Here is a 20,843-nt window from a genome sequence, read left to right on the forward strand (position 1 = left end):
CGGCGGTTTTCCCTCCGGCCTGGCGGGGACCCGGACGCCATGGCACACATCGGATACACGATGATGACCGAGCAGGCCGGCCCGCGTGAACTCGTCGGCCATGTGGTGCGGGCGGAGGAGGTGGGGTTCGACTTCTCGGTGACCTCGGACCACTACTTCCCCTGGCTGCGCTCGCAGGGCCACTCGCCGTACGCCTGGAGCGTGCTGGGCGCCGCGGCTCAGGCGACCTCCCGCATCCCGCTGATGACGTACGTGACGTGCCCGACCTTCCGCTACCACCCGGCGGTGGTGGCGCAGAAGGCGGCGACGCTGCAACTGCTGTCCGAGGGCCGGTTCCGGCTGGGTCTCGGCTCGGGCGAGAACCTCAACGAGCACGTGGTGGGCGGCGGCTGGCCGTCCGTCGACGTGCGGCACGAGATGCTGCGGGAGGCCGTGGAGATCATCCGGGCGCTCTTCGACGGCGGCCACGTGAACCACCGCGGCACCCACTTCGACGTGGAGTCGGCGCGGCTGTGGGACCTGCCGGAGAGCGCGCCGCCGATCGGGATCGCCGTCTCCGGCGACCGCTCCTGCGCACTGGCGGGCGAGTTCGCCGACCTCGTGATCGCCACCGAGCCCAAGGCGGAACTGCTGGCGGCCTTCGACCGGCACGGCGGCGCGGGCAAGCCGCGCGTGGGCCAGCTGCCGGTGTGCTACGACCCCGACCGGGAGGCGGCGGTCGAGCGCGCCCACGCCCAGTTCCGCTGGTTCGGCAGCGGCTGGAAGGTCAACTCGGAGCTGCCCCACCCGGACTCCTTCGCGGCGGCCACCCAGTTCGTCACCCCGGAGGACGTCGCCGGGTCCATCCCCTGCGGCGACGACCCGGACGCCTTCGTGGCGGCCGTGCGCCCGTACGTGGAGGCCGGGTTCACCGAGATCGCCCTGGTGCAGATCGGCGGCGAGTCCCAGCACGCCTTCCTGGACTGGTCGGAGAAGACCCTGCTGCCCGCGCTCCGCGAGGCGCTGGGCGATAGCCGACCGACCGCGGGGTAGGAGAGGGCTCTACGTCCGTCCCGCTGGAGGTCACTCGTGAACACCACCGTGCACAGGACCCTCGTCGTGCAGATCCGGACGGGCGACACCGACCGTTTCCCCGTACTCGCGCACTTCTCCTACGACGCGCTGGACCCGTTCGCGCTCACCGTGGTGTTCAGCCACGACGGCCGCGTCCTCGCCCGCTGGACACTGGACCGGCAGATGGTGGGCGAGGGACTGACGCGGCCGGTCGGCGTCGGCGACGTACGGATACGGCCCCAGTCGCGGGGCGTGTGGGACGAGCTCCGCATCGAACTGCTGGGCGACGACCGGTCCGACGGGGACCGCCACCGCGCCGTGGTGTTCGTCTGGGCCGCGGCCGTCGAGGCGCTCCTGCGCGAGACGCACGCCGTGGTCCGGCCCGGCACGGAGCAGGTGCGCGTCGACGACTTCCTCGCGGAACTGACTGCCGAGGGCTGACCCCGCCTCAGTCGGTGGTGTGCCGGTGCCGGGTCCACATCGGGATCCCGAACCAGCAGAGCAGGTACCAGAGCACGACGCCGGTCAGGACGTAGGGCACGAACCCGTTGTGGGTCGCTACCCGCAGGATCAGCAGGAGCGAGCAGGCCATGGTGGCGAGCAGCAGCACCAGGCCGAGCACGGTCAGCCGCGACGCCCACCGCACCGCCTGGGGTTTCACCCGCCGCCCGGACACCAGACGGTGCAGGGACACCGGACCGATCAGAGCGCCGGTGGTCACGGCGCCGAGCACCACCGTCACCAGGTAGATCCGCTGGTCGGTGGCGGAGAGTTCCTCGTACTTGGACTGGAACACCACGGTGAGCAGGAAACCGAACAGGATCTGCACGCCCATCTGCGCGACGCGCACCTCCTGGATCAGCTCCGACCACATCCGGTCGGCCCGCTCCTCCTCGGTCTCGTTGCGGCCTCTGCGCCGCCCCCCGCCGTCAGCCGTGCCCGAGTCACTCACGGTTCCTCCCGATCGCATTCGCCCGTGTGTTCTCCGTCCCCGTCTCTGTTCCCGCGATCCCCGCACTCAGGCTCCGGGCCGGGACGAGGCCCCCCGGTTTGAGGGAACGGCGGGCGGTTACACGGGCCGGACCAACCGGCACACAGGGAGGAAGTGCGAAGGATGTCCGACACTCAGCTCACCGTGACGCTCAGCGGCGGCGGCCTCGACGACGCGCGGGCCATCGTGCGGGCGCTGGAGGACGTCTTCGGGGCACCCGACGGCCGTCCGGCCGACGAGCGGGCGACGGTGCGCACCGCGACCTTCGACTCCCCGCCCTCACCGGAGGCCGCCCCGGCGGCGGCGCGGGCCGCGCTGTCCGCGCCGGTGACGGTCACCGTCCAGGGCACGCCGCAGGCCGTCGAGGCGGCGAGCACGACGCTCTCGCACGCCTTCAGCACGCGCGACGAGGGAGCGGCCGCCGGCGACCAGGAACGCGAGCGGCAGTTGCTCCTGGTGCCGTGAGGCCGCGGCGCACCGGCTACCAGCGGGCCTCGACCTGGTCCTTGATCCGCCGGTCGTAGAGGTCGCGGACCGCCGCGAGGGTCCGGTCGGACAGTTCCGGGAGCCGGGCGGCTTCGGTGTTGGCGCGCGCCTGTTCGGGCGAACGGGCTCCCGGGATCACCGTGGTCACACCGGGCTGCTGGACGACCCAGCGCAGGGCCAGCTGGGCCGGGGTGTATCCCTCGGGGGCGAGCGCGGCGAACTCCGCGGCGGCCTCCACGCCGGTGGCGAAGTCGACGCCGGAGAAGGTCTCGCCCTGGTCGAAGGCCTCGCCGTGCCGGTTGAAGTTCCGGTGGTCGTTCGCCGCGAAGACGGTGTCCTTGGTGTACTTGCCGGACAGCAGTCCGGAGGCGAGCGGCACCCGGGCGATGATGCCGACGCCCGCCTCCCGGGCCGCGGGCAGGACCTCGGTCAGGGGCTTCATCCGGAACGGGTTGAGAATGATCTGCACGCTCGCGACGTTCGGCCGGGCGATCGCGGTCAGCGCCTCCTCGCAGGTCTCCACGCTCACGCCGTACGCGGCGACTCGCTCCTCCTCGACCAGCGTGTCCAGGGCGTCGAAGACCTCGTCGCTGGAGTAGACGGGCGTGGGCGGGCAGTGCAGCTGCACCAGGTCGACGATGTCGACGCCGAGGTTGCGGCGCGACCGGTCGTTCCACTCGCGGAAGTTGTCGAGGACGTAGTTCTGCGGGATCTGCTCGACCCGGCGGCCCATCTTGGTGGCGACCAGCACGTGCAGGTCGGGCCTGCCGCGCAGGAACGTGGCGATGGTCTCCTCGCTGCGGCCGTCGCCGTAGACGTCGGCGGTGTCGAAGAAGGTCACCCCCGACTCGGCCGCCGCCTCCAGCACCGTGAGGGCCTTCTTGTCGTCGACGTCCCCCCAGTCGGCGCCGAGTTGCCAGGTGCCGAGGCCGACCACCGACGCGTGCTGATCCGACCTGCCGAAAGTGCGCTCGTCCATGGCGTCAGTCTGTCATCCGCCGCGCGCCCCCGGCTCTGCGGGCCTGCGCGGCCCGCGCCAGCCGCGGTCCCAGCCAGCGCTTGAACCGGCGCAGCGCCTCCAGTCGCCCCGCCGCCCGGTCGAGGCGGTAGTAGAGGCCGGGCGGGACGTACGGCAGCAGGGGCGAGTGGCGCTGTCCGAGCAGGGCGAACATCTGCTGTGGGGGCAGCCGGATGTAGCGGGGCAGGTTCTCGTACCACTGGGCGCTGTGGCGGGCGGCGCTCTGCACCGGCAGCAGGGCGGCCCTGCGTTCCCGCTCGTACCGGGCGAGCGCGTCGGGAAGACGGGCGTGCTCGCGCAGCGCCGCGGCCAGGGCCATGGCGTCCTCCAGGGCGAGCGTGGTGCCGGCGCCGATGGAGTAGTGCGTGGTGTGGGCGGCGTCGCCGAGCAGGACGAGGTTGCCCCGGGACCAGGTGCGGTTGGTGAGGGTGCGGAAGGCGGGCCAGCCGGCGCCGGCGCGACCGCCGCCGGAACGTGCGCTGAGCGGGTGTCCGTCCAGGACGTCGGCGAAGAGCTTCTCCAGCAGGACCAGTGCCTCGCCCTCGTCGGCCCGGTCGAGACCCAGACCGGTCCAGGTCTCGGGCGCGCACTCGACGACGCAGGTGCTGCCGCCGGGGCCGAACCCGTACCCGTAGGCCCAGATCCAGCCGTGGTCGGTCTCGGTGAAGGCAAAGGTGAAGGCGTCGAAGACCTTGGTGGTGCCGAGCCAGACGTAGCGGTTGCGGCCGAAGGTGATCTCGCTGCCGAAGTGCGCGGCGTGGTGGGTGCGCAGCGCGCTGCCCACGCCGTCGGCCGCCACCACGAGGTCGGCGGCGGGCGGGTTCGCGCCGGTGATCTCGTGGTCGAACTCCAGGCGCACGCCGAGGGAGCGGGCGCGGGCGGCGAGGATCTCCAGGAGCCGGTGGCGGCCGATGCCGAAGCCCTCGTCGCCCTGGTGCCGGGTGGAGAGGTCGCCGACGTGGGCGACGCCGTCGCGCCAGCGCACGGAGTGCTCCTCGACGGCGCGCGCCGACTCGGGGTCGTGCTCCCGGAGCCGGTCGAGCAGTCCGCGCCAGTAGGTGACGCCCCAGCCGTAGGTGGAGCCCTCCGGGTCACGTTCGTAGACGGTGATGTCGTGGGACGGGTCCTGCAGCTTCAGCAGGATGGACAGATACAGTCCGGCGGGCCCGCCGCCGACGCAGGCGACCTTCACACACACCCCTGGTATGCACTCGTCGCGGTCATGGGGACACGCAGAGTAGCAAGGGTGGAGTGGAAAACGGCGTCACACGGCCGAGGGGTCCGCTCGGATCAGCCGGCGGCCGCCGTGCGGCACTCCGGGTGGCCCCAGCCCTGGTCGTTCTTGGCGATGGACTCCCCCGCCGCGTACGCGCGTCCGCACAGGCAGCGGCCGGGGAACTTCGCCTTGATGGTGCGCGCCGCGGAACCGTTGCCCTTGCGGGCGGTGCCCGGCTTGCGGCGCGGCGACTTCCCGGTCTGGGGGACGTCGGGGGCGGGCGGCGGCTCCGGGGAGCCGAGGCCGCTGCCCGCGGGCTCCTGGGCCACCGCGGCCTGACTGGCGGCGCGGTCGGCGAAGTCGTTGAGACGGTCGCCGTCGACCTGGTGGGCGGGAACGTAGCGGAAGTCGACCGAGCGGCCGGCGAGCAGCTCGTCGATGCGTACGACCAGTTCCTGGTTGGCGACCGGCTTGCCTGCCGCCGTCTTCCAGCCGTTGCGCTTCCAGCCGGGCAGCCAGGTGGTGACGGCCTTCATGGCGTACTGCGAGTCCATGCGGACCTCGAGCGGCACGTCCGGGTCGGTCGACGCCAGCAGGCGTTCCAGCGCCGTGAGTTCGGCGATGTTGTTGGTGGCCCTGCCGAGCGGGCCGGCCTCCCAGCGGACCGGACTCTCCGAGGCGTCGGCCACCACCCAGGCCCAGCCGGCCGGACCCGGGTTTCCCTTCGACGCCCCGTCGCACGCGGCCACCACACGTTCACCCATGCGCCCGATCATGCCATGGCGCGGCGGGGCGCCCGGACGGGGCTCAGGCGACGTCCGTGATCTTCGGCATCTCCCCCTCGGTGGTGGTGATGTCGATCACCGAGAAGCTCGCGCCCTGCGGGTCGCTCAGCGCCGCGAACCTGCCGAACGGGGTGTCCATCGGCCCGAACCGCAGGACGCCGCCGCGTTCGGTGGCGCGGGCCACGGCCGCGTCGCAGTCGGGGACGGTGAAGTACACGTTGATGTAGGGGGGAACCTCGGGCGGGAAGTCGTCCCCCATGGCCATGCGGCCCAGGACGGTGCGGTCGCCGAGGTCGAAGAGGCGGAAGTCCACCCCGTCGTCCTCCATCTGCTTCGCCTTGTAGGGGAAGACCCGGGGGAAGAAGGCGTCCGACTTCCCGGGTTCGCGGGTGAAGACCTCGGCCCAGCAGTACGCGCCGGGCTCGGCCATCGCCCCGAAGCCCTCGTGGGCGCCCGCCTGCCAGACGCCGAAGACGACGCCGCTCGGGTCGCGGGCCAGGCACATGGTGCCGTAGTCGCCGACCTGCATCGGCTCCATCACCACCTCGCCGCCGGCCTCCCTGATCCGGGAGGCCGTCGCCGCGGCGTCCCGGGACGCGAGGTAGAGGCACCACTGCGCGGGGCCCTCCTGGCCGGGCATGGGCGGGACCACGGCCGCCACCGCCTTGCCGTTCGCAAACGCCTGGGTGTAGTTGCCGTACTCCGACGAGGACTCGCCGAAGGTCCAGCCGAGGACGTCGCCGTAGAAGCTCTTGGCTGCCTCGACGTCGCCGAACATCGCGTCGGCCCAGCAGGGGGCCCCTTCAGGTTGCACGGCCATGGTGCCGCCTCCCGTGCGCACGAATGGTCCGGACGGCAGGGGCCGTCCGCTTCCTCACGCTAGCCAGCCCCGGCCCGCCCCGCGCGCCGGAGGCACGCCTCACTTCCCGGCGTACGCGAGCTCCAGTGCGGCGATGTCGAGCTTGTGCATCGCCATCATGGCCTTGTTGGCGCGCGCGACCTTCTCGGGGTCCGGGTCGCGGAACATCTCCTCCAGCCGGATCGGGACGACCTGCCAGGACACGCCGAACCGGTCCTTGAGCCAGCCGCAGGGCCCCTCCTCGCCGCCGCCCTCGGTCAGCTTCGCCCAGTAGTGGTCGACCTCGTCCTGGTTCTCGCAGGAGATCTGGAAGGAGACCGCTTCGTTGAACCGGAACTGCGGGCCGCCGTTGAGAGCGACGAACTTCTGGCCGTTGGCGGTGAACTCGACAGTGAGGACGGTGCCGGCCGGCTGGTACGACCCCTCGGGGTAGTGGGTGACGGCGCCGATGCGGGAGTTCTTGAAGAGGGAGACGTAGAAGTGGGCGGCCTCCTCGGCCGTGCCGTCGAACCAGAGACACGTGGTGAATCCGTCGGTGCTCATGACTGCCTCCTGGGCGTGGAACTCGGTCACCACTGTCGACCGGCGCGGACCGCGAAATTAATCGCTCTGCTCGTGGCGAATCTGCCGCGGGCAGAGATCGCGCCGCCCGGGGCCACGGCGGGCCGAGAGTGAACGAGTGAGGGAGCGCGGCGCCGAGAGCCGCTTACCACCCACCCTCCAGGACCGTCCACGACTCGACAAGGAGCGCCGATGTTCCCACTCATCGCCGGCCCCGGCCCGGCCGCACGGCCCCGCGCGGAGGAGGGCGACACCCCCGCGACCCGGTTCGACGAACAACTCGCCGCGCAGTTGCTCGACCAGCGGATCGTGCTGCTGGGCACGCAGGTCGACGAGGTCTCCGCGAACCGGGTCTGCGCCCAGCTGCTGATCCTGTCCGCGCAGGACCCGCGCGCCGACATCAGCCTGTTCATCAACAGCCCCGGCGGCTCCGTGCACGCGGGACTCGCCGTCTACGACACGATGCGGCTGATCCCCAACGACGTCTCGACGCTCGCCATGGGCTTCGCCGCCAGCATGGGTCAGTTCCTGCTGAGCGTCGGTGCGGCGGGCAAGCGCTACGCGCTGCCGAACGCGCGGGTCATGATGCACCAGCCCTCCGCGGGCATCGGCGGCACCACCGCCGACATCGAGATCCAGGCCGACAACCTGGAGTTCACCAAGCGGACCATCGAGCGGATCACGGCCGAGCACACGGGCCAGACCCCCGAGACCATCTCCCGGGACGGCGACCGCGACCGCTGGTTCACGGCCGAGGAGGCCAAGGAGTACGGAATGGTGGACCGGGTCGTCGAGTCCTTCGCGGACGTGCGCCCGGCCGCCCCCGCCCGACGGATGGGACTGTGACATGGGGAGCTACACGATTCCGAACGTCGTCGAGCGCACCCCGCAGGGCGAGCGGTCCTACGACGTGTTCAGCCGGCTGCTGTCGGAGCGGATCATCTTCCTGGGGACCGAGATCGACGACGGCGTGGCCAACGTCGTGATCGCGCAGCTCCTGCACCTGGAGTCGTCGGCCCCGGAGGCCGAGATCGCCGTCTACATCAACTCCCCGGGGGGCTCGTTCACCTCGCTGATGGCGATCTACGACACGATGACGTTCGTGCAGGCACCGATCTCGACGTTCTGCGTCGGACAGGCTGCGTCCACGGCGGCCGTGCTGCTGGCCGGCGGGGACCCGGGGCGGCGGTTCGTGCTGGAGCACGCGCGGGTCCTGCTGGGACAGCCGGCCAGCGGAGGCCGGCAGGGAACCGTCTCCGACCTGGCGCTGCAGGCCAAGGAGATGGTCCGGATCCGCTCCCAGGTCGAGGAGGTGCTGGCCCGGCACACCAGCCACGACGTCGCGACCCTGCGCGCCGACATGGACCGCGACAAGGTGTTCACCGCCGAGGAGGCGGTGGCGTACGGGCTGGCCGACGAGGTGCTCGCCCGGCGCCTGGCGCGGGTGTGAGGAACCGGGCCGGCGTCGCACGGGGCGCCGACCCGGACGGTCGCTCAGGCGGCCAGGCACATCCCGTCGTACCGCGCGCCGGAGGCGCCCCGGCCGGCGCCCGCGCCGGTGTGCCGCGAGGTGAGGCGGACCAGCTCCCCGTGGGCGCGGGCCAGCAGGTCGCCCAGGGAGAGCCCGAGGGCGCCCGCGGCGGCGGCGAGCACTTCCGACGACGCCTCCTTGCGCCCGCGCTCCACCTCCGACAGGTACGGCATGGAGATCCGGGCGGCCTCCGACACCTCCTTCAGGGTCCGCTCCTGGGCGAGCCGTTCGCCGCGCAGGACGTCGCCGACCAGATCGCGCCAGAGGGGCTCGCGGGCGGTGGGCGGCCTTCGCTCCGGGGGCACCGGCGCGACGGCGGGGCGGGCTGCCGGGCGCGTGGCCTGCGGGCGCAGCGGAATGACGCGGGCTTCGTTCGGCACGTGGCTGGTCACCTGCTCAGCCTAGGAGCCCGGCCGCGTCACGGAAGGGCCCGGCGTTCCGCCCTGAGGGAAATCCGCGGGTGACGGGGGCCATCCGCGGGACTACGCTGAGACAGGAGGCATCACCCCGCGACGACGGGCGGCACCCGTTTTCCGCCACCCGTGAGAACGGGGGGCATGTGCTGCCGTGACCCGGGTACCCGCAGGCGGGAAGACCTAGGGAGACGTCTGAACCGTGACTTTCGTGGGAGAGGTAATGGAGACCGCCGTGGTCCGGCCGAAAGCGCAGGTTGTCGGGAAGACCGCCGGGGGTGGGACGGGTGACGCAACCACGCCCGGGGTCGTGGACCCCCGCACCGTGGCGCCGCGTGACGCGCGGCAGTTGTCCCGCCAGTTCTTCCAGCGTCTGACGGAGCTCGAAGAGGGCACGCACGAGTACCAGTACGCGCGCAACACCCTGATCGAGATGAACATGTCGCTCGTGCGGTTCGCCGCCGGCCGTTTCCGCGGTCGCGGCGACGACATGGAGGACATCGTCCAGACCGGCATGATCGGCCTGATCAAGGCCATCGACCGGTTCGAACTGTCGCGCGAGGTCGAGTTCACGTCCTTCGCGCTTCCGTACATCGTCGGCGAGATCAAGCGCTTCTTCCGGGACACCACGTGGGCGGTGCACGTGCCGCGCCGGCTCCAGGAGCTGCGGGTGGAGCTGGCCAAGGCCCGCGAGGAGCTCTCCTCCCGCCTGGACCGCGAGCCCACCGTGGCCGAACTCGCCACGCTGATGAACATCGGCGAGAACGAGGTGATCGAGGGCCAGATCGCGTCCAACGGTTACAACTCGTCCTCGCTGGACGCGGCGCTGACCGGCGACGGCCCGGAGAACGGCGAGTCGGTGCTGGCCGACTTCATCGGTGTGGAGGAGGACGGGCTGCGGCTCGTCGAGGACTTCCACTCGCTCGCGCCGCTGATGGCCGAGCTGAGCGAGCGGGACCGCCGGATCATCCACATGCGGTTCGTCGAGGAGGCCACCCAGGCCGAGATCGGCGCGGAACTCGGCTGCTCGCAGATGCACGTGTCCCGGCTGATCAAGCGGATCATCACACGGCTGCGCGAGGGCATGCTGGGCGAACTCGGCTGCGCCTGACCCCGCGGTGCCCGTGGTTCCTCGTGGTGCTCCTCACGCTTCGGTGAGGGGCACCACGCCCACGTTCACGCCTGGGTGAGCGGGACCACGGCGCGTACCCGCTTGCCGACCGGGACGGGTTCGACGACGACGGACTCCGCCAAGGCGTGCACGATCTCCAGGCCGTGGTGCCCCACGCGTTCGGGGTCCTTGGGAAACCGCTCGGGCACCGCGCCGCTGCTGTCGTACACGGTCACCGCCACCGAGGCTCCGGTGCCCTCCAGCTCCAGGATGTACGGGCCCTTGCTGTGGCGGTCGGCGTTGGTCACGAGTTCACTCACCACCAGCAGGACCGCGCCGTCGGAGCGGGCGCCGATCGCGGCGCACCACTCGGTCCTCAGCTGGTCGAGGAAGAGCGCGGCGAAGCCTCGCGCCTGCGCTATGCATCCCGGCTCACCGGAGTAGTGTGCCGCCCGCCTCAGCGGTTCAACGGGGACGTCGAAACCAGTACGTATCACTGCCCCGTCCAGGTGCTCGGTCATGCGTGTCTCTCTCGGAAGCCGGACTGGCCGGTCGCTGCTGCACCCGTCCTCGTACCCCGAGCCGCGCGACGCAGTCCCCGTCTTCTCGTAGTGCGGGCATCGTCACAGTGGAGCGGGGAACCCGAGAAGGCGGGAAGGGGTGCGATGAACGAGCTGATGGCCGCGCGAAGCATCACCACCCGGCCGGTGGTGACCCTCGGCGGCGACGCCGTCGCCCACGTCAAGGACACCGTATGCGACGCCGCCGCGTCGCGGATCACCGGTTTCACCTTGACCGGGCGAGGGCTGCTCTCCGGCCCCCTCAAGGACGGTCTGCCGTGGGCGGCCGTGTCCTCGCTGGGCCACGACGCGGTGATGATCCGCGACCGGCGGGGACTGGTGAACGCGGCGGCCATGACGGCGCGGCAGCAGCCCCTGCGGGCCCGGCTGCTGGGCGCGCGCGTGCTGACCGAGGCGGGCGCCGAGGTCGGCACGGTGCTCGACGTCGTCGTGGAGGGCGGCACCGCCGGGCGGGTCGTCGGCTTCCGGGTGGCGGCGAGCCGCCGGTTCGTGCCGGGACCGGCCCGGCACCGGCGGCGGGTGTACGTGCCGCGCGGCGGGACGCTCTCGGTCACCGGTCGCGCTCTCGTCCTGCCCGAGGACGCGGTCCGGCACATCGCCGACGACCTGCCGGGCTTCAGCTCTCTGGTGGGCGGTGTGCCCGGCCCGTGGCGGGGCTCGCTGCCGTGATGCTGTTCACCGAGGTGCGGGGGCTGCCGGTGGTGCCGTCGGCCGCCGGGGCGCGTCCGCTCGGCACCGTGGTGTCCCTGACCGTCGACATCGTCTCCGGCACCGTGAGCCACGTCCGGTTCCGCGGCGGGCACCTGCGCCGGGAGACGGTGCTGGCCTGGGACGCGGTGGACACGATCGGGCCGAGCGCCGTCCGGGTGCGGTCCACGGGCTCCCCAGGGCCGGCCGTGCCCCACCACGACCTGCTGGGTCACCGGGTCCTGACCGAGGGCGGCACGGCGCACGGCACGGTGCTGGACGCCGCCTTCGACACGGCGACGGGCCGTGTCCTCGCGGTCTTCACCACCCGGGGCGAGGTGGCGCCCGACCGCCTGCTGGGGCTCGGCGACCACGCCCTGGTCGTCCGCGCCGCCTGACCGGGGCCGGCGGGCCACCGCGCGGACGGCCCAGCCGGCGGGCGGGCCGTCCGCGGCCTGCTTAGCGTGGCAGCGTGAGTGCGCGAAACCCCTCCGGAACCCCCGGCCGGACCGCACCCTCCGGCCGGGCGGTCGCCCGGCACGGCTGGGCGCAGGCCCTGGGCACGGTGTCGGCCGCCCTGGTCGCCATGGGCGTGGTGGCGGCGCTCGGACTGTGGGCGGCCGGGGCCGCGAACCTGCCCGACAACGCCTTTCCCCGGGTGGTCGTGGCGACCGTCGTCACCGCCCTGGGCGGCGCGCTGGAACTGGCCGGGGACGCCGGGGAGTTCGCCGACACCGACGCGGGACTGACCGTGATGCCGCTGTCCGTCACCCTGACAGGTGCGCTGGTGATCGCCTACGGCTTCCTGCGGCCGCTGCGCCACCGCGCCGTCGCCGGCGCTCCCGAGCTGGCCGGCTGGGCGGGGCGGATCGCGTTCCTGTGGCTGATCGCCCTCCTCGGGCTGGCCTTCGCCGCGCGCCAGACCTTCGAGGTGTCCCTCGGCGAGGGTGTGCTGAGCGACCTCGGCGACCTGTTCGGCGTCAGGCCGACCGTCGGTTTCACCGCGGACGTGCCGCTGACGGTGCTCTTCGGGCTGCTGTGGCTGGCGGGCGTCCTGGTGCTGGCCCTGCTGGTCTCCCGAGGGGCGCCGCTGCCCGGCCGGCTGCTGCGCCTGCACACGGCGGTGCGGCCGGCGGCGTACGCGATGGTCGCGCTGCTGCTCGCCTACGTCGCCATCGGCGTCGTCGTCGGCCTGGTCGTCGCCGGGACGCGCGGGCACCCGGCGGACACCTTCGCCGTGCTGCTCCTCGGCCTGCCGAACCTGGCCTGGCCGGCGCTCACGATCGGCCTGGGCGCGACCTGGAACGGCCGGGTCGAGGGGCCGTTCGGGCTGCCGATGCCGCAGGTGGTGGACGAGGTGCTGCGCACGGAGGACGTCTCGACCGTGAACCTGGGCACGCTCACGGAGCAGGACGGGCGGATGTGGTGGCTGCTGGTCGCCGCGGCGGTCCTGGTCGTGGCGGCCGGGTTCGTCATGGCGCTCCGCTCACCGGCCCGGACGCCGGTCTGGCTGCACGCCGTGCAGCTGGCGGTGGCCCTGGCGCTGACGGTCCTGATGATCGGCCTCGTCGGCCGCGTCTTCGCCCACTACGGGCTGTCCGTGCTCGGCATCGGCGACCTGGGCGGCGGCCTGTCCGGCCGGCTCTTCCTGCGGCCGCAACTGTGGAGTGCGGTGGGGCTCGCCCTGCTGTGGGGGCTGGTCGCGGGGGCACTCGGCGCGCTGCTCGCACGGTGGGCGACGCGGCGGGCGGGGCGGGCTCCGACGGGCACGTAGGGGCTGCGGCTGCCTGACGATTCCCGTCGTCGCCCGGAGGGCGGCCTCGCGGCGTCAGGTACGTGCTCGCGGCGTGCCGGGCGTGGAGCCTCGTACTGGTCAGACAGCCCCTGGGGCGGTTGCGCAGGTCCTGGGAGGGTCAGGCCACCGGGACGACGAGGGGCGGGGAGGCCCGTTGCATGCGGAGTGCGTCCACGGACTCGGCCATCAGCTCGTACTCGGTGGTGTCGTCGCTGGTCGCGATCCGCACCAGGCGGCCCGCGGCCAGTTCGTCGGCGACCAGTTCCTGCTGGAGGTCGTCGGCGCACCAGGTGCGCAGCACGCGCGGCACGTCGGGCGCGTCGTCGGCGACGGGGGTCAGGGCGGCGCGCGGTAAGTGGGGGGTGTCGGGCTGCGGGTCCAGCCGCTCGGCCATCCAGGAGGCGCGGTCGCGCAGCCACCACAGGGCCAGCGCGAGGGTGGGAGCCCGGTAGGTACCGAGTGGGACACCGATGCGCCGGCCGTCACAGACTCCGTAGGCGGTGACGTGGCACAGGAACTCGTCGTGCACTGCTACCCTCCCCCGTCACCCACCGCCTGCCGGTCGGGCAGCGCGTCCGTGCGGCTCGTGTGCTGTGCGTGAGGGCGCTGTCGCATGGTGTGAGAGGCCCTAGAGGTGAGTATGTTCACCGATGAATCACTGTCACCATGAATTTCCGGCCAGTCTCCTGGCATATTCACGGCCGTTGATGGCCGAAAGCCGACCCGGGCCGGCGGCCGTCCCGATTCCGGGTGGGCGGTCCGGCGGCGGACACGCGGGGCGCCGCCATGACCCCGGGGGTAATCGACGGTGCGCGCGGGTGCGGGCATGGTTGCGGTACCGGGTCGCCGAGACCGGGACCCGGTCCCTGACCAGCGCACACGACCTCGATGGAGGCTGATCGCCATGTCCGCATCCGCACCCGCCCGCCGCCACGAAGACGCCGTCGCCCGCTACTTCGAGGCGTGGAACGCGGCGCCGGAGGCGCGGGCCGAGGCGGTCGCCGCGGCCTGGACCAATGACGGCGGCTACACCGATCCCCTGGCCGATGTCCGCGGCCACGAGCAGATCGCGGCCGTGATCGCGGCGGCGCACGAGCAGTTCCCCGGCTTCGTGTTCCGGCTGTCCGGTGCCGTGGACGGGCACCACGACACGGCGCGCTTCTCCTGGGAGCTGGTGAGCGAGGCCGACGGCTCCGCACCGGTGGCCGGGTTCGACGTGGTCAGGCTGGACGACGAGGACCGGATCAGCGCCGTGTTCGGCTTCCTGGACCGGGTGCCCGCCGGGGCGTGAGGGCGCCCCGGCGAACGCCTCGGGTCCCGGAGGCGGTGACCCGCCTCCGGGACCCGGGTGTCCTGCGGCCGCGCCCTACTTGTTGACGATCTTGTCGATGCGGGCCAGTTCGTCGGAGCCGAAGTCGAGGTTCCTGGTGGCCGCGACGCTGTCCTCCAGCTGCTGCGGGCTGCTCGCGCCGACCAGCGCCGACGTCACGCGGCCTTCGCGCAGCACCCACGCGAGAGCCATCTGGGCCAGCGACTGGCCGCGGGACTTCGCGATCTCGTCCAGGGAGCGCAGTCTGCCGACCAGTTCCTCGGTGACCGCCTCGGACTTGAGGAACGGGCTGTCGCTCGCGGCGCGCGAGCCCTCCGGGATGCCGTCGAGGTAGCGGCCGGTGAGCAGGCCCTGCTCCAGCGGGGAGTAGGCGATGGAGCCGACCTTCAGCTCGTCGAGGGCGTCCAGCAGGCCGCCGGTCTCGGGGCGGCGGTCGAGCATGGAGTAGCGCGGCTGGTGGATCAGCAGCGGGGTGCCCAGCTCACCGAGGATGCGGGCGGCCTCGCGGGTCTGCTCGGCGGAGTAGTTCGAGACGCCCACGTAGAGCGCCTTGCCCTGCTGCACCGCCGTGTGCAGGGCACCCATCGTCTCCTCCAGGGGAGTCTCCGGGTCGGGGCGGTGCGAGTAGAAGATGTCGACGTAGTCCAGGCCCATGCGGGTCAGGCTCTGGTCGAGGGAGGACAGGACGGACTTGCGCGAGCCCCACTCGCCGTACGGGCCGGGCCACATCAGGTAGCCGGCCTTGGTGGAGACGACCAGCTCGTCGCGGTACGACCCGAAGTCCGCCTTCAGCGCCTCGCCCAGCGCGGACTCGGCGGAGCCGGGCGGCGGGCCGTAGTTGTTGGCGAGGTCGAAGTGGGTGACGCCGAGGTCGAAGGCGCGGCGCAGGATGGCGCGCTGGGTCTCCGCGGGACGATCCGGGCCGAAGTTGTGCCACAGGCCGAGCGAGAGCGCGGGGAGCTTCAGGCCGCTGCGTCCGGAGCGCCGGTAGGGCATGTCCGCGTAGCGATCGGGGTGTGCGGTGTACAACGCGACTCCAGAGGGGGTTGGGCACCCGGGTACGGGTAGGGGTGGATCCGGCTGGAACCGTCCCCCACTCTGGCCTGACCTGCGTGCAGTGGTCCAACAGAAGAATCCGATGGGATTGCGCGGTTACGCTTCTCAATCATGGAACTGCGTCATCTTCAGCATTTCGTGGCGGTCGCCGAGGACCAGCACTTCACCCGTGCGGCGGAGCGGCTGCTGGTGTCCCAGTCGGGCCTGTCGGCGTCGATCCGGGCGCTGGAGCGGGAACTGCGGGCGCCGCTGTTCGTACGGACCACCCGCCGGGTGACGCTGACGGAGGCCGGGCGGGCGCTGCTGGGCGAGGCGGAGCGGATCCTCGCCCAGGTGCGGTCGGCGCACGAGGCGGTGGCCGCCGTGCAGGGGGTGCTGCGCGGCACGCTCTCGCTGGGCGCCGAGCAGTGCATCGCCGGGGTGCCGGTGGCGGGGCTGCTGGCCGCGTTCCGGCGGCTCCACCCGGACGTGGAGATCCGGCTGCGGCAGGCGGGCTCCGGCGAGCTGGCCGAGGAGGTGGCGGCCGGGCGGCTCGACCTGGCCTTCGCCTACCGCACCCAGGCCGACACCGAACAGCTGCGCTCGGTCCCGCTGTCCGGCGAGCCGATGACGGTGCTGTGCCACCCCGACCACCGGCTCGCGGCGGACGGCGCGGTGCTCACCCCGCACGATCTCGCCGACGAGGTCTTCGTCGACTTCCACCCGGACTGGGGTCCGCGCCGCGTCACCGACGCCGTCTTCGCCGCGGCGGGCGTACGGCGGACCGTGCCGCTGGAGGTGAACGACGTGCACGGGCTGCTCGACCTGATCGACGAGAACCTCGGTATCGCGGTGGTGCCGCGGCACTTCCGGCACAAGCGGGCCGCCCTCACCTCGCTGCCGCTGAAGGACGCGGGCGGGACGGAGTACGAGACCATCGCGCTGCTGCCGCCCGCCCAGGCGACCAGCCCCGCGGCGCGGGCGCTGATGGGGCTGCTGGAAACGGGGAGCGGGTGAGGGCGGACTGCGCGATGGTGGACGTATGCATGCGAAGGACATCCTCATCGAGGGCTACGCCCGTATCCAGGAAGAAGTCCACGCCGCCGTCGAGGGCCTGGACCCCGACGGCCTGAACACCCGCCCCGCCGGCGAGGCCAACTCCGTCTCCTGGCTCGTCTGGCATCTCACCCGCGTCCAGGACGACCACGTCGCGGACGCCTTCGGTCTCGACCAGGTGTGGCTGACCGGCGAGTGGGAGAAGCGCTTCGGCCTCGGCCTGCCCCGCCGGGACACCGGGTACGGCCACAGCCCCGCCGAGGTCGCGAAGGTGCGGGTCGACTCGGGCGACCTGCTGACCGGCTACTACGACGCCGTGCACGAGCAGACGCTCGGGGCCCTGCGCTCCCTGACCGCCAAGGACCTGGAGCGGGTCGTGGACGACAACTGGGACCCGCCGGTCACCCTGGGCGTGCGGCTGGTCAGCGTCCTGTCCGACGATCTCCAGCACGTCGGACAGGCCGCCTATGTGCGCGGGCTCGTTCAGAGCGCCGCGTAGGCCGGCAGGACGACGTCCTCGATCAGGGCGTTGCGCTCGTCGAAGGGGATGAAGGCGCTCTTGAGTGCGTTCACCGTCACCGTGCGCAGGTCCTCGGTACTCCAGCCGGCCTGCTCGACGAGCAGGGACATCTCGCGGGTCATCGTGGTGCCCGAGACCAGGCGGTTGTCGGTGTTCAGGGTGACGCGGAAGCCGAGGTCCTTCAGCGCGGTGATGGGGTGCTCGGCGATCGAGGTGGCGGCGCCGGTCTGGAGGTTGGAGGTCGGGCACATCTCGAGGGCGATCCGCCGGTCGCGGACCCAGCCCGCGAGGCGGCCCAGCTTGCCGGAGGCGAGGTCGGGGATGTCGTCGGTGATGCGCACGCCGTGGCCGATGCGCTGGGCGCCGCACACCTGGAGGGCCTGGTGGATGCTGGGCAGGCCGTGCGCCTCGCCGGCGTGGATGGTGAAGGGCACGTTCTCACGGCGCAGGTACTCGAAGGCGTCGAGGTGGTCGGCGGGCGGGAAGCCGTCCTCGGCGCCGGCGATGTCGAAGCCGACGACCCCGGCGTCCCGGAAGGCCACCGCGAGGTCGGCGGTGGCGCGGGTGCGGTCGAACATCCGCATGCCGCACAGCAGGGTGCCGACCCGGACCGGGGTGCCGGCCGCCGCGGCCTTGGCCATCCCGGCGGCCAGTCCCTCCTGGACGGTCTCGACGACCTCGGCGAGGGTCAGACCGCCGCCGGTCATCAGCTCGGGGGCGTACCGGACCTCGCCGTAGACGACGCCGTCGGCGGCGAGGTCGAGGACGTACTCCTCGGCCGTGCGCAGCAGGCCCTCGCGGTTCTGCATCACGGCGAGGGTGTGCTCGAAGGTGGCGATGTAGCGCACCAGGTCACCGGAGTTGGCGGCCTCGTAGTACCAGGCGGCCAGCTCGTCGGGGTCGGTGGTGGGCAGGGTGTGGCCGACGGCCGCGGCCAGCTCCACGACGGTCGCGGGGCGCAGGCCGCCGTCGAGGTGGTCGTGCAGCACGGCCTTGGGGAGGCGGCGGAGGGTTTCGGCGTCTATGCGCGTAGATGACATGTGCGGTGGTTCCTCGGCGGGGTCTGAGCGGACGATCGGGAGGGTTCAGGCGGCGGGCTGGAGCAGGTCCCAGCGGTTGCCGTAGAGGTCCTGGAAGACGGCGACCGAGCCGTAGGGCTCGTGCCGGGGCTCCTCCAGGAAGGTCACGCCGGCGGCAGCCATGCGGGCGTGGTCGCGGGCGAAGTCGTCGGTGTGCAGGAAGAAGCCGACCCGCCCGCCGGTCTGGTCGCCGATCCGGGAGCGCTGGGCCTCCCCCTTGGCGCGGGCCAGCAGCAGCGCGACGCCCTGCCCGGGGGTGCCGGGTTCGACGACCACCCAGCGGGAACCGTCGGGCCGGGGCGCGTCCTCGGCCAGGCGGAAACCGAGGGCCTCGGTGTAGAAGCGGATCGCCTCGTCGTAGTCGTCGACGACGAGGGTGACCAGGGCGATACGTGTCATCGGGACCCTTCCGGACGGACGATTGACGGGAGAGGTTATACGTAAAACTCCCGAACGCCAAGTCGGCCGCGTCCTGCCGGAGCGGGACGCGGCCGACGGGTGGACCCGGGGCGGCTCAGCAGTACAGGTTGCCGCCCGGGGAGACGCCGAGGATCTGGCTGAACTGCTGGTACTTGGTGACGCGGCTCTGGACCTGCGCCGGGTTCCTTCCGTCGCACTCCAGGGAGCCGTTGATGGAGCGGATCGTCTGGCCGAACCCGGCGCCGTTGACCATGGCGTTGTGCGGGGTCATGCTGCCCGGTCCGGACTGGGTGTTCCAGTACCACAGGGCGGTCTTCCAGGCGACGGCCGCGTCGTTCTGCACCAGCCAGGGGTTGCCCAGCAGGTTGATGCCGAGCGCGTCGCCCGCGGCCTTGTAGTTGAAGTTCCAGCTGAGCTGGATCGGCCCGCGACCGTAGTAGGCCGCCTGGCCTGCCGGACAGCCGTAGGGCTGGTTCCAGTCGCAGTAGTGCGGGTAGTTGGCGGTGTTCTGCTCGACGACGTGCACGAGTCCGCCGGTCTCGTGGCTGACGTTGGCGAGGAAGGCCGCGGCCTCCTGCTTCTTGGTGGCGTCGCCGCCGGTGTTGGCGAAGCCGGGGTAGGCGCTGAGCGCGGCGGTGAGGCCGCTGTAGGTGTAGAAGGAGTTCCGGCCCGGGAACATCTGGTTGAACTGGGCCTCGCTCACCACGAAGTTGCCGACCGGCGTACCCGGGCCGCCGCCGCAGGCGTACGGCTCCCAGTACCAGGTGCTGATCACCGGGTCGTAGCCCGGGTTGGCGTGCTCGGCGATGTACGCCTTGCCGTCGGTGTAGCGGACGATGTCGCCGGCGTTGTAGTTCTTGCCCGCCGTCCAGGCCGGGTAGCTCGAACACGCGGCGGCGGACGCCTCGGTGGCGGGCAGGAGGGCGGGCACGGCGCCCGCGAGGGCGAGCACGGCCACCAGGGCGGAGATTCGACGCCTCGACACAGGACTGCCTCCTTTGACGGGCACGGCCGCTCCCGCGCAAGGCAGGCCGGGGCGATGCCTTGCGCGCACGCGCCGGCCTGGCCGGTCACGGCGTCGGGGGCGGCCGTAGTGGGGGGTGTGACGCACACTCAACCGCGTTGGTCTGTACCAGTCAAGGGTGTAGACCAGTCGGACTCGGGCCGGTTTCCGGCCTGGCGGGGACTCGCCGTACCGCGCCCGCTCGTCACCGTCCGGAACCGGTCGGGAGAATCGCCGTATGACCACCACGACCCACCCGCTCGTCACCGAGGCGCACCGGCTCGCCGACGACCTGCTCGCCCCGTCCGCCCAGCGCGTCGACCAGGACGTCGTGCCCAGGAGTCACATCGAGGCGGTCCGGCGCTCCGGGCTGCTCGGGGTGAGCGCGCCCACGGAGTCCGGCGGGGCCGGCGCCCCGGACCGGGTCGCCAGGGAGGTCGCCGAGATCCTCGCCGGGGCGTGCTGCTCCACGTGGTTCGTGCAGACCCAGCACCACACGCCGGTACGGCTGCTGGCGAAGGCGGAGCCCGGACTCGCCGTGCGCGAACGCCTGTTGCGTCCGCTCGCCACCGGCGAACTGCTCGCGGGCATCGCCTACGCGCACGTCCGGGCCCACCCCCGGGTGCCGGTGCGGGCCACCGTCGAGCGCGGCGGGGTGCGCTTCGACGGCGCCGTGCCCTGGTACACGGGCTGGGGCCTGAACGACCTGATGCTGCTCGCGGGCGTGACGGACGCCGACGAGGTGGTGTTCGCCTTCGCCGACGCCCGGGAGCAGCCGGAGCTGCGGGCGTCGGCACCGATGCGGCTGGTGGCGCTGACGGCGGCCCGCACGGTGTCGCTGACGCTGGACGGCCTGTGGGTACCGGAGGAGTCGGTCGTACTGCGCACGCCCCGCGAGGAGTTCGCCCGCGTCGACGTACCCCGCAGCACCAACACGTCTCCGGCGGTCTTCGGCCTCGGGTACGCCGCGCTGGACCTGCTCGGCGCCGCGCCCGCCGAGCGCGGCGCGGCCGACGGCCTGCGCGCGCGGCTGGACGAGGTGCGGGAGCGGGCGTACGCGCTCGCCGACCACCCCGTCCCGCACGAGCACGTCGAGGAGCGGCTGGCTCTGCGGACGCGGGCGTACGAGCTGCTGCGGGCGGCCACGACCGCCGCGGTCGTGGCCGGGGGCGGGCGGGCCACGAGCGTGGACAGCCCGGCCCAACGGATCGCGCGGGAGGCGGTGTTCCTGTTGATCCAGGGCCAGACGGCCACGGTCCGCGAGGCCCACCTGGCGGCGCTGGCCTCCGTCTAGGCGGCTGGCCGCCAGGGAC

At 72.5% G+C, this 20,843-nt stretch carries 26 protein-coding genes; 13 read left to right on the forward strand and 13 right to left on the reverse strand.

The features are described 5' to 3' along the window. Window positions 1-39 precede the first annotated feature (39 nt). Window positions 40-1,032: an LLM class F420-dependent oxidoreductase gene (locus OIE75_RS03455; protein WP_307009529.1), complete on the forward strand. Its 993-nt coding sequence runs from the start codon at window positions 40-42 to the stop codon at window positions 1,030-1,032. 36 nt (window positions 1,033-1,068) lie between these two features. Further along, window positions 1,069-1,494, forward strand: a complete 426-nt coding sequence (locus tag OIE75_RS03460; RefSeq protein WP_307009531.1) for an SsgA family sporulation/cell division regulator — start codon at window positions 1,069-1,071, stop codon at window positions 1,492-1,494. A gap of 7 nt (window positions 1,495-1,501) precedes the next feature. Here the strand turns inward: OIE75_RS03460 and OIE75_RS03465 are convergent, their stop codons facing one another. Beyond that, a complete protein-coding gene (locus OIE75_RS03465; protein WP_329469454.1) occupies window positions 1,502-2,005 on the reverse strand; it encodes a DUF6328 family protein in 504 nt (167 codons plus the stop codon). 162 nt (window positions 2,006-2,167) lie between these two features. Between OIE75_RS03465 and OIE75_RS03470 the strand changes: the two genes are divergently transcribed. Next, the gene (locus OIE75_RS03470) at window positions 2,168-2,509 is read left to right on the forward strand and encodes a hypothetical protein (RefSeq protein ID WP_329469456.1); all 342 of its coding nucleotides are present in this window, start codon (window positions 2,168-2,170) and stop codon (window positions 2,507-2,509) included. A 16-nt stretch (window positions 2,510-2,525) separates the two neighbouring features. Here OIE75_RS03470 and OIE75_RS03475 read toward each other — a convergent pair whose 3' ends face one another. The 5 genes from OIE75_RS03475 to OIE75_RS03495 form a co-directional block, all read right to left on the reverse strand. Next, complete coding sequence (locus OIE75_RS03475) at window positions 2,526-3,509, reverse strand: aldo/keto reductase (protein WP_307009538.1); 984 nt, start codon at window positions 3,507-3,509, stop codon at window positions 2,526-2,528. A 4-nt stretch (window positions 3,510-3,513) separates the two neighbouring features. Further along, entirely contained in the window at window positions 3,514-4,746 is a 1,233-nt protein-coding gene (locus OIE75_RS03480) for an FAD-dependent monooxygenase (protein WP_329469459.1), read from the reverse strand. Between the two features lie 92 nt (window positions 4,747-4,838). Then, the gene (locus tag OIE75_RS03485; protein ID WP_307009543.1) at window positions 4,839-5,540 is read right to left on the reverse strand and encodes a ribonuclease H family protein; all 702 of its coding nucleotides are present in this window, start codon (window positions 5,538-5,540) and stop codon (window positions 4,839-4,841) included. A gap of 31 nt (window positions 5,541-5,571) precedes the next feature. Next, window positions 5,572-6,369 (reverse strand): VOC family protein, encoded by a 798-nt coding sequence (locus OIE75_RS03490; protein ID WP_329469461.1) that lies wholly within the window; start codon window positions 6,367-6,369, stop codon window positions 5,572-5,574. A 99-nt stretch (window positions 6,370-6,468) separates the two neighbouring features. Beyond that, window positions 6,469-6,951, reverse strand: coding sequence for a VOC family protein (locus tag OIE75_RS03495; protein WP_307009546.1), 483 nt, complete (start codon window positions 6,949-6,951; stop codon window positions 6,469-6,471). Between the two features lie 210 nt (window positions 6,952-7,161). On the opposite strand from OIE75_RS03495, the gene OIE75_RS03500 reads away from it, so the two are divergent. Together OIE75_RS03500 and OIE75_RS03505 are read left to right on the forward strand one after the other, a co-directional pair. Next, complete coding sequence (locus tag OIE75_RS03500; protein ID WP_307009549.1) at window positions 7,162-7,815, forward strand: ATP-dependent Clp protease proteolytic subunit; 654 nt, start codon at window positions 7,162-7,164, stop codon at window positions 7,813-7,815. 1 nt (window position 7,816) lies between these two features. Beyond that, entirely contained in the window at window positions 7,817-8,419 is a 603-nt protein-coding gene (locus OIE75_RS03505) for a ClpP family protease (protein WP_307009551.1), read from the forward strand. 44 nt (window positions 8,420-8,463) lie between these two features. On the opposite strand, the gene OIE75_RS03510 is transcribed toward OIE75_RS03505, so the two are convergent. Next, complete coding sequence (locus tag OIE75_RS03510; RefSeq protein WP_307009553.1) at window positions 8,464-8,892, reverse strand: helix-turn-helix domain-containing protein; 429 nt, start codon at window positions 8,890-8,892, stop codon at window positions 8,464-8,466. A gap of 244 nt (window positions 8,893-9,136) precedes the next feature. Here OIE75_RS03510 and OIE75_RS03515 point away from each other — a divergent pair, with 244 nt between their 5' ends. Continuing rightward, window positions 9,137-10,024, forward strand: a complete 888-nt coding sequence (locus OIE75_RS03515; RefSeq protein ID WP_307017716.1) for an RNA polymerase sigma factor SigF — start codon at window positions 9,137-9,139, stop codon at window positions 10,022-10,024. A 65-nt stretch (window positions 10,025-10,089) separates the two neighbouring features. Here OIE75_RS03515 and OIE75_RS03520 read toward each other — a convergent pair whose 3' ends face one another. After that, a complete protein-coding gene (locus tag OIE75_RS03520; RefSeq protein ID WP_307009555.1) occupies window positions 10,090-10,545 on the reverse strand; it encodes an ATP-binding protein in 456 nt (151 codons plus the stop codon). A 144-nt stretch (window positions 10,546-10,689) separates the two neighbouring features. Between OIE75_RS03520 and OIE75_RS03525 the strand changes: the two genes are divergently transcribed. The 3 genes from OIE75_RS03525 to OIE75_RS03535 all read left to right on the forward strand — a co-directional run bounded on the left by OIE75_RS03525 (window position 10,690) and on the right by OIE75_RS03535 (window position 13,066). Further along, window positions 10,690-11,274, forward strand: coding sequence for a PRC-barrel domain-containing protein (locus OIE75_RS03525; protein ID WP_307009557.1), 585 nt, complete (start codon window positions 10,690-10,692; stop codon window positions 11,272-11,274). After that, on the forward strand, window positions 11,271-11,690 hold the full coding sequence (locus OIE75_RS03530; protein ID WP_307017718.1) for a PRC-barrel domain-containing protein: 420 nt from the start codon (window positions 11,271-11,273) through the stop codon (window positions 11,688-11,690). Before OIE75_RS03525 ends, OIE75_RS03530 begins: the two co-directional genes overlap by 4 nt. A 74-nt stretch (window positions 11,691-11,764) precedes the next feature. Further along, window positions 11,765-13,066 (forward strand): streptophobe family protein, encoded by a 1,302-nt coding sequence (locus tag OIE75_RS03535; protein WP_307009559.1) that lies wholly within the window; start codon window positions 11,765-11,767, stop codon window positions 13,064-13,066. 139 nt (window positions 13,067-13,205) lie between these two features. Here OIE75_RS03535 and OIE75_RS03540 read toward each other — a convergent pair whose 3' ends face one another. Beyond that, complete coding sequence (locus tag OIE75_RS03540; protein WP_122618674.1) at window positions 13,206-13,616, reverse strand: hypothetical protein; 411 nt, start codon at window positions 13,614-13,616, stop codon at window positions 13,206-13,208. 375 nt (window positions 13,617-13,991) lie between these two features. On the opposite strand from OIE75_RS03540, the gene OIE75_RS03545 reads away from it, so the two are divergent. Further along, window positions 13,992-14,378, forward strand: coding sequence for a nuclear transport factor 2 family protein (locus OIE75_RS03545; protein ID WP_307009562.1), 387 nt, complete (start codon window positions 13,992-13,994; stop codon window positions 14,376-14,378). Between the two features lie 75 nt (window positions 14,379-14,453). On the opposite strand, the gene mgrA is transcribed toward OIE75_RS03545, so the two are convergent. After that, window positions 14,454-15,446 carry an L-glyceraldehyde 3-phosphate reductase gene (gene mgrA / locus OIE75_RS03550; RefSeq protein WP_329469462.1) on the reverse strand — a complete coding sequence of 331 codons (993 nt, stop codon included), beginning with the start codon at window positions 15,444-15,446 and terminating at the stop codon, window positions 14,454-14,456. A 138-nt stretch (window positions 15,447-15,584) separates the two neighbouring features. Here mgrA and OIE75_RS03555 point away from each other — a divergent pair, with 138 nt between their 5' ends. After that, a complete protein-coding gene (locus tag OIE75_RS03555; RefSeq protein WP_329469464.1) occupies window positions 15,585-16,469 on the forward strand; it encodes a LysR family transcriptional regulator in 885 nt (294 codons plus the stop codon). A gap of 25 nt (window positions 16,470-16,494) precedes the next feature. Beyond that, the gene (locus OIE75_RS03560; RefSeq protein WP_307009567.1) at window positions 16,495-17,007 is read left to right on the forward strand and encodes a mycothiol transferase; all 513 of its coding nucleotides are present in this window, start codon (window positions 16,495-16,497) and stop codon (window positions 17,005-17,007) included. Here the strand turns inward: OIE75_RS03560 and OIE75_RS03565 are convergent. The 3 genes from OIE75_RS03565 to OIE75_RS03575 all read right to left on the reverse strand — a co-directional run bounded on the left by OIE75_RS03565 (window position 16,992) and on the right by OIE75_RS03575 (window position 19,512). After that, window positions 16,992-18,068 carry an adenosine deaminase gene (locus tag OIE75_RS03565; RefSeq protein WP_329469467.1) on the reverse strand — a complete coding sequence of 359 codons (1,077 nt, stop codon included), beginning with the start codon at window positions 18,066-18,068 and terminating at the stop codon, window positions 16,992-16,994. The two genes, OIE75_RS03560 and OIE75_RS03565, sit on opposite strands and share 16 nt — an antisense overlap. A gap of 45 nt (window positions 18,069-18,113) precedes the next feature. Beyond that, window positions 18,114-18,506, reverse strand: a complete 393-nt coding sequence (locus OIE75_RS03570; RefSeq protein WP_307009570.1) for a VOC family protein — start codon at window positions 18,504-18,506, stop codon at window positions 18,114-18,116. A gap of 115 nt (window positions 18,507-18,621) precedes the next feature. Next, the gene (locus tag OIE75_RS03575; RefSeq protein WP_307009572.1) at window positions 18,622-19,512 is read right to left on the reverse strand and encodes a glycoside hydrolase family 19 protein; all 891 of its coding nucleotides are present in this window, start codon (window positions 19,510-19,512) and stop codon (window positions 18,622-18,624) included. A 256-nt stretch (window positions 19,513-19,768) separates the two neighbouring features. Here OIE75_RS03575 and OIE75_RS03580 point away from each other — a divergent pair, with 256 nt between their 5' ends. Further along, complete coding sequence (locus OIE75_RS03580; RefSeq protein ID WP_329469468.1) at window positions 19,769-20,824, forward strand: acyl-CoA dehydrogenase family protein; 1,056 nt, start codon at window positions 19,769-19,771, stop codon at window positions 20,822-20,824. Window positions 20,825-20,843 lie beyond the last annotated feature (19 nt).

Origin of the sequence: Streptomyces sp. NBC_01723, from assembly GCF_036246005.1 — a bacterium.
GTDB lineage: Bacteria > Actinomycetota > Actinomycetes > Streptomycetales > Streptomycetaceae > Streptomyces.

What these genes read in the sequence shown, in the direction of transcription:
- OIE75_RS03505 (WP_307009551.1), top strand. Translation starts at nt 7,817, where the DNA reads ATGGGGAGCTACACGATTCCGAACGTCGTCGAGCGCACCCCGCAGGGC.
- OIE75_RS03580 (WP_329469468.1), top strand. Translation starts at nt 19,769, where the DNA reads ATGACCACCACGACCCACCCGCTCGTCACCGAGGCGCACCGGCTCGCC.
- OIE75_RS03485 (WP_307009543.1), bottom strand. Translation starts at nt 5,540, where the DNA reads ATGATCGGGCGCATGGGTGAACGTGTGGTGGCCGCGTGCGACGGGGCG.
- OIE75_RS03500 (WP_307009549.1), top strand. Translation starts at nt 7,162, where the DNA reads ATGTTCCCACTCATCGCCGGCCCCGGCCCGGCCGCACGGCCCCGCGCG.
- OIE75_RS03515 (WP_307017716.1), top strand. Translation starts at nt 9,137, where the DNA reads ATGGAGACCGCCGTGGTCCGGCCGAAAGCGCAGGTTGTCGGGAAGACC.
- OIE75_RS03455 (WP_307009529.1), top strand. Translation starts at nt 40, where the DNA reads ATGGCACACATCGGATACACGATGATGACCGAGCAGGCCGGCCCGCGT.
- OIE75_RS03520 (WP_307009555.1), bottom strand. Translation starts at nt 10,545, where the DNA reads ATGACCGAGCACCTGGACGGGGCAGTGATACGTACTGGTTTCGACGTC.
- OIE75_RS03545 (WP_307009562.1), top strand. Translation starts at nt 13,992, where the DNA reads ATGTCCGCATCCGCACCCGCCCGCCGCCACGAAGACGCCGTCGCCCGC.
- OIE75_RS03470 (WP_329469456.1), top strand. Translation starts at nt 2,168, where the DNA reads ATGTCCGACACTCAGCTCACCGTGACGCTCAGCGGCGGCGGCCTCGAC.
- OIE75_RS03555 (WP_329469464.1), top strand. Translation starts at nt 15,585, where the DNA reads ATGGAACTGCGTCATCTTCAGCATTTCGTGGCGGTCGCCGAGGACCAG.
- OIE75_RS03525 (WP_307009557.1), top strand. Translation starts at nt 10,690, where the DNA reads ATGAACGAGCTGATGGCCGCGCGAAGCATCACCACCCGGCCGGTGGTG.
- OIE75_RS03495 (WP_307009546.1), bottom strand. Translation starts at nt 6,951, where the DNA reads ATGAGCACCGACGGATTCACCACGTGTCTCTGGTTCGACGGCACGGCC.
- OIE75_RS03565 (WP_329469467.1), bottom strand. Translation starts at nt 18,068, where the DNA reads ATGTCATCTACGCGCATAGACGCCGAAACCCTCCGCCGCCTCCCCAAG.
- OIE75_RS03560 (WP_307009567.1), top strand. Translation starts at nt 16,495, where the DNA reads ATGCATGCGAAGGACATCCTCATCGAGGGCTACGCCCGTATCCAGGAA.
- OIE75_RS03475 (WP_307009538.1), bottom strand. Translation starts at nt 3,509, where the DNA reads ATGGACGAGCGCACTTTCGGCAGGTCGGATCAGCACGCGTCGGTGGTC.
- OIE75_RS03570 (WP_307009570.1), bottom strand. Translation starts at nt 18,506, where the DNA reads ATGACACGTATCGCCCTGGTCACCCTCGTCGTCGACGACTACGACGAG.
- OIE75_RS03490 (WP_329469461.1), bottom strand. Translation starts at nt 6,369, where the DNA reads ATGGCCGTGCAACCTGAAGGGGCCCCCTGCTGGGCCGACGCGATGTTC.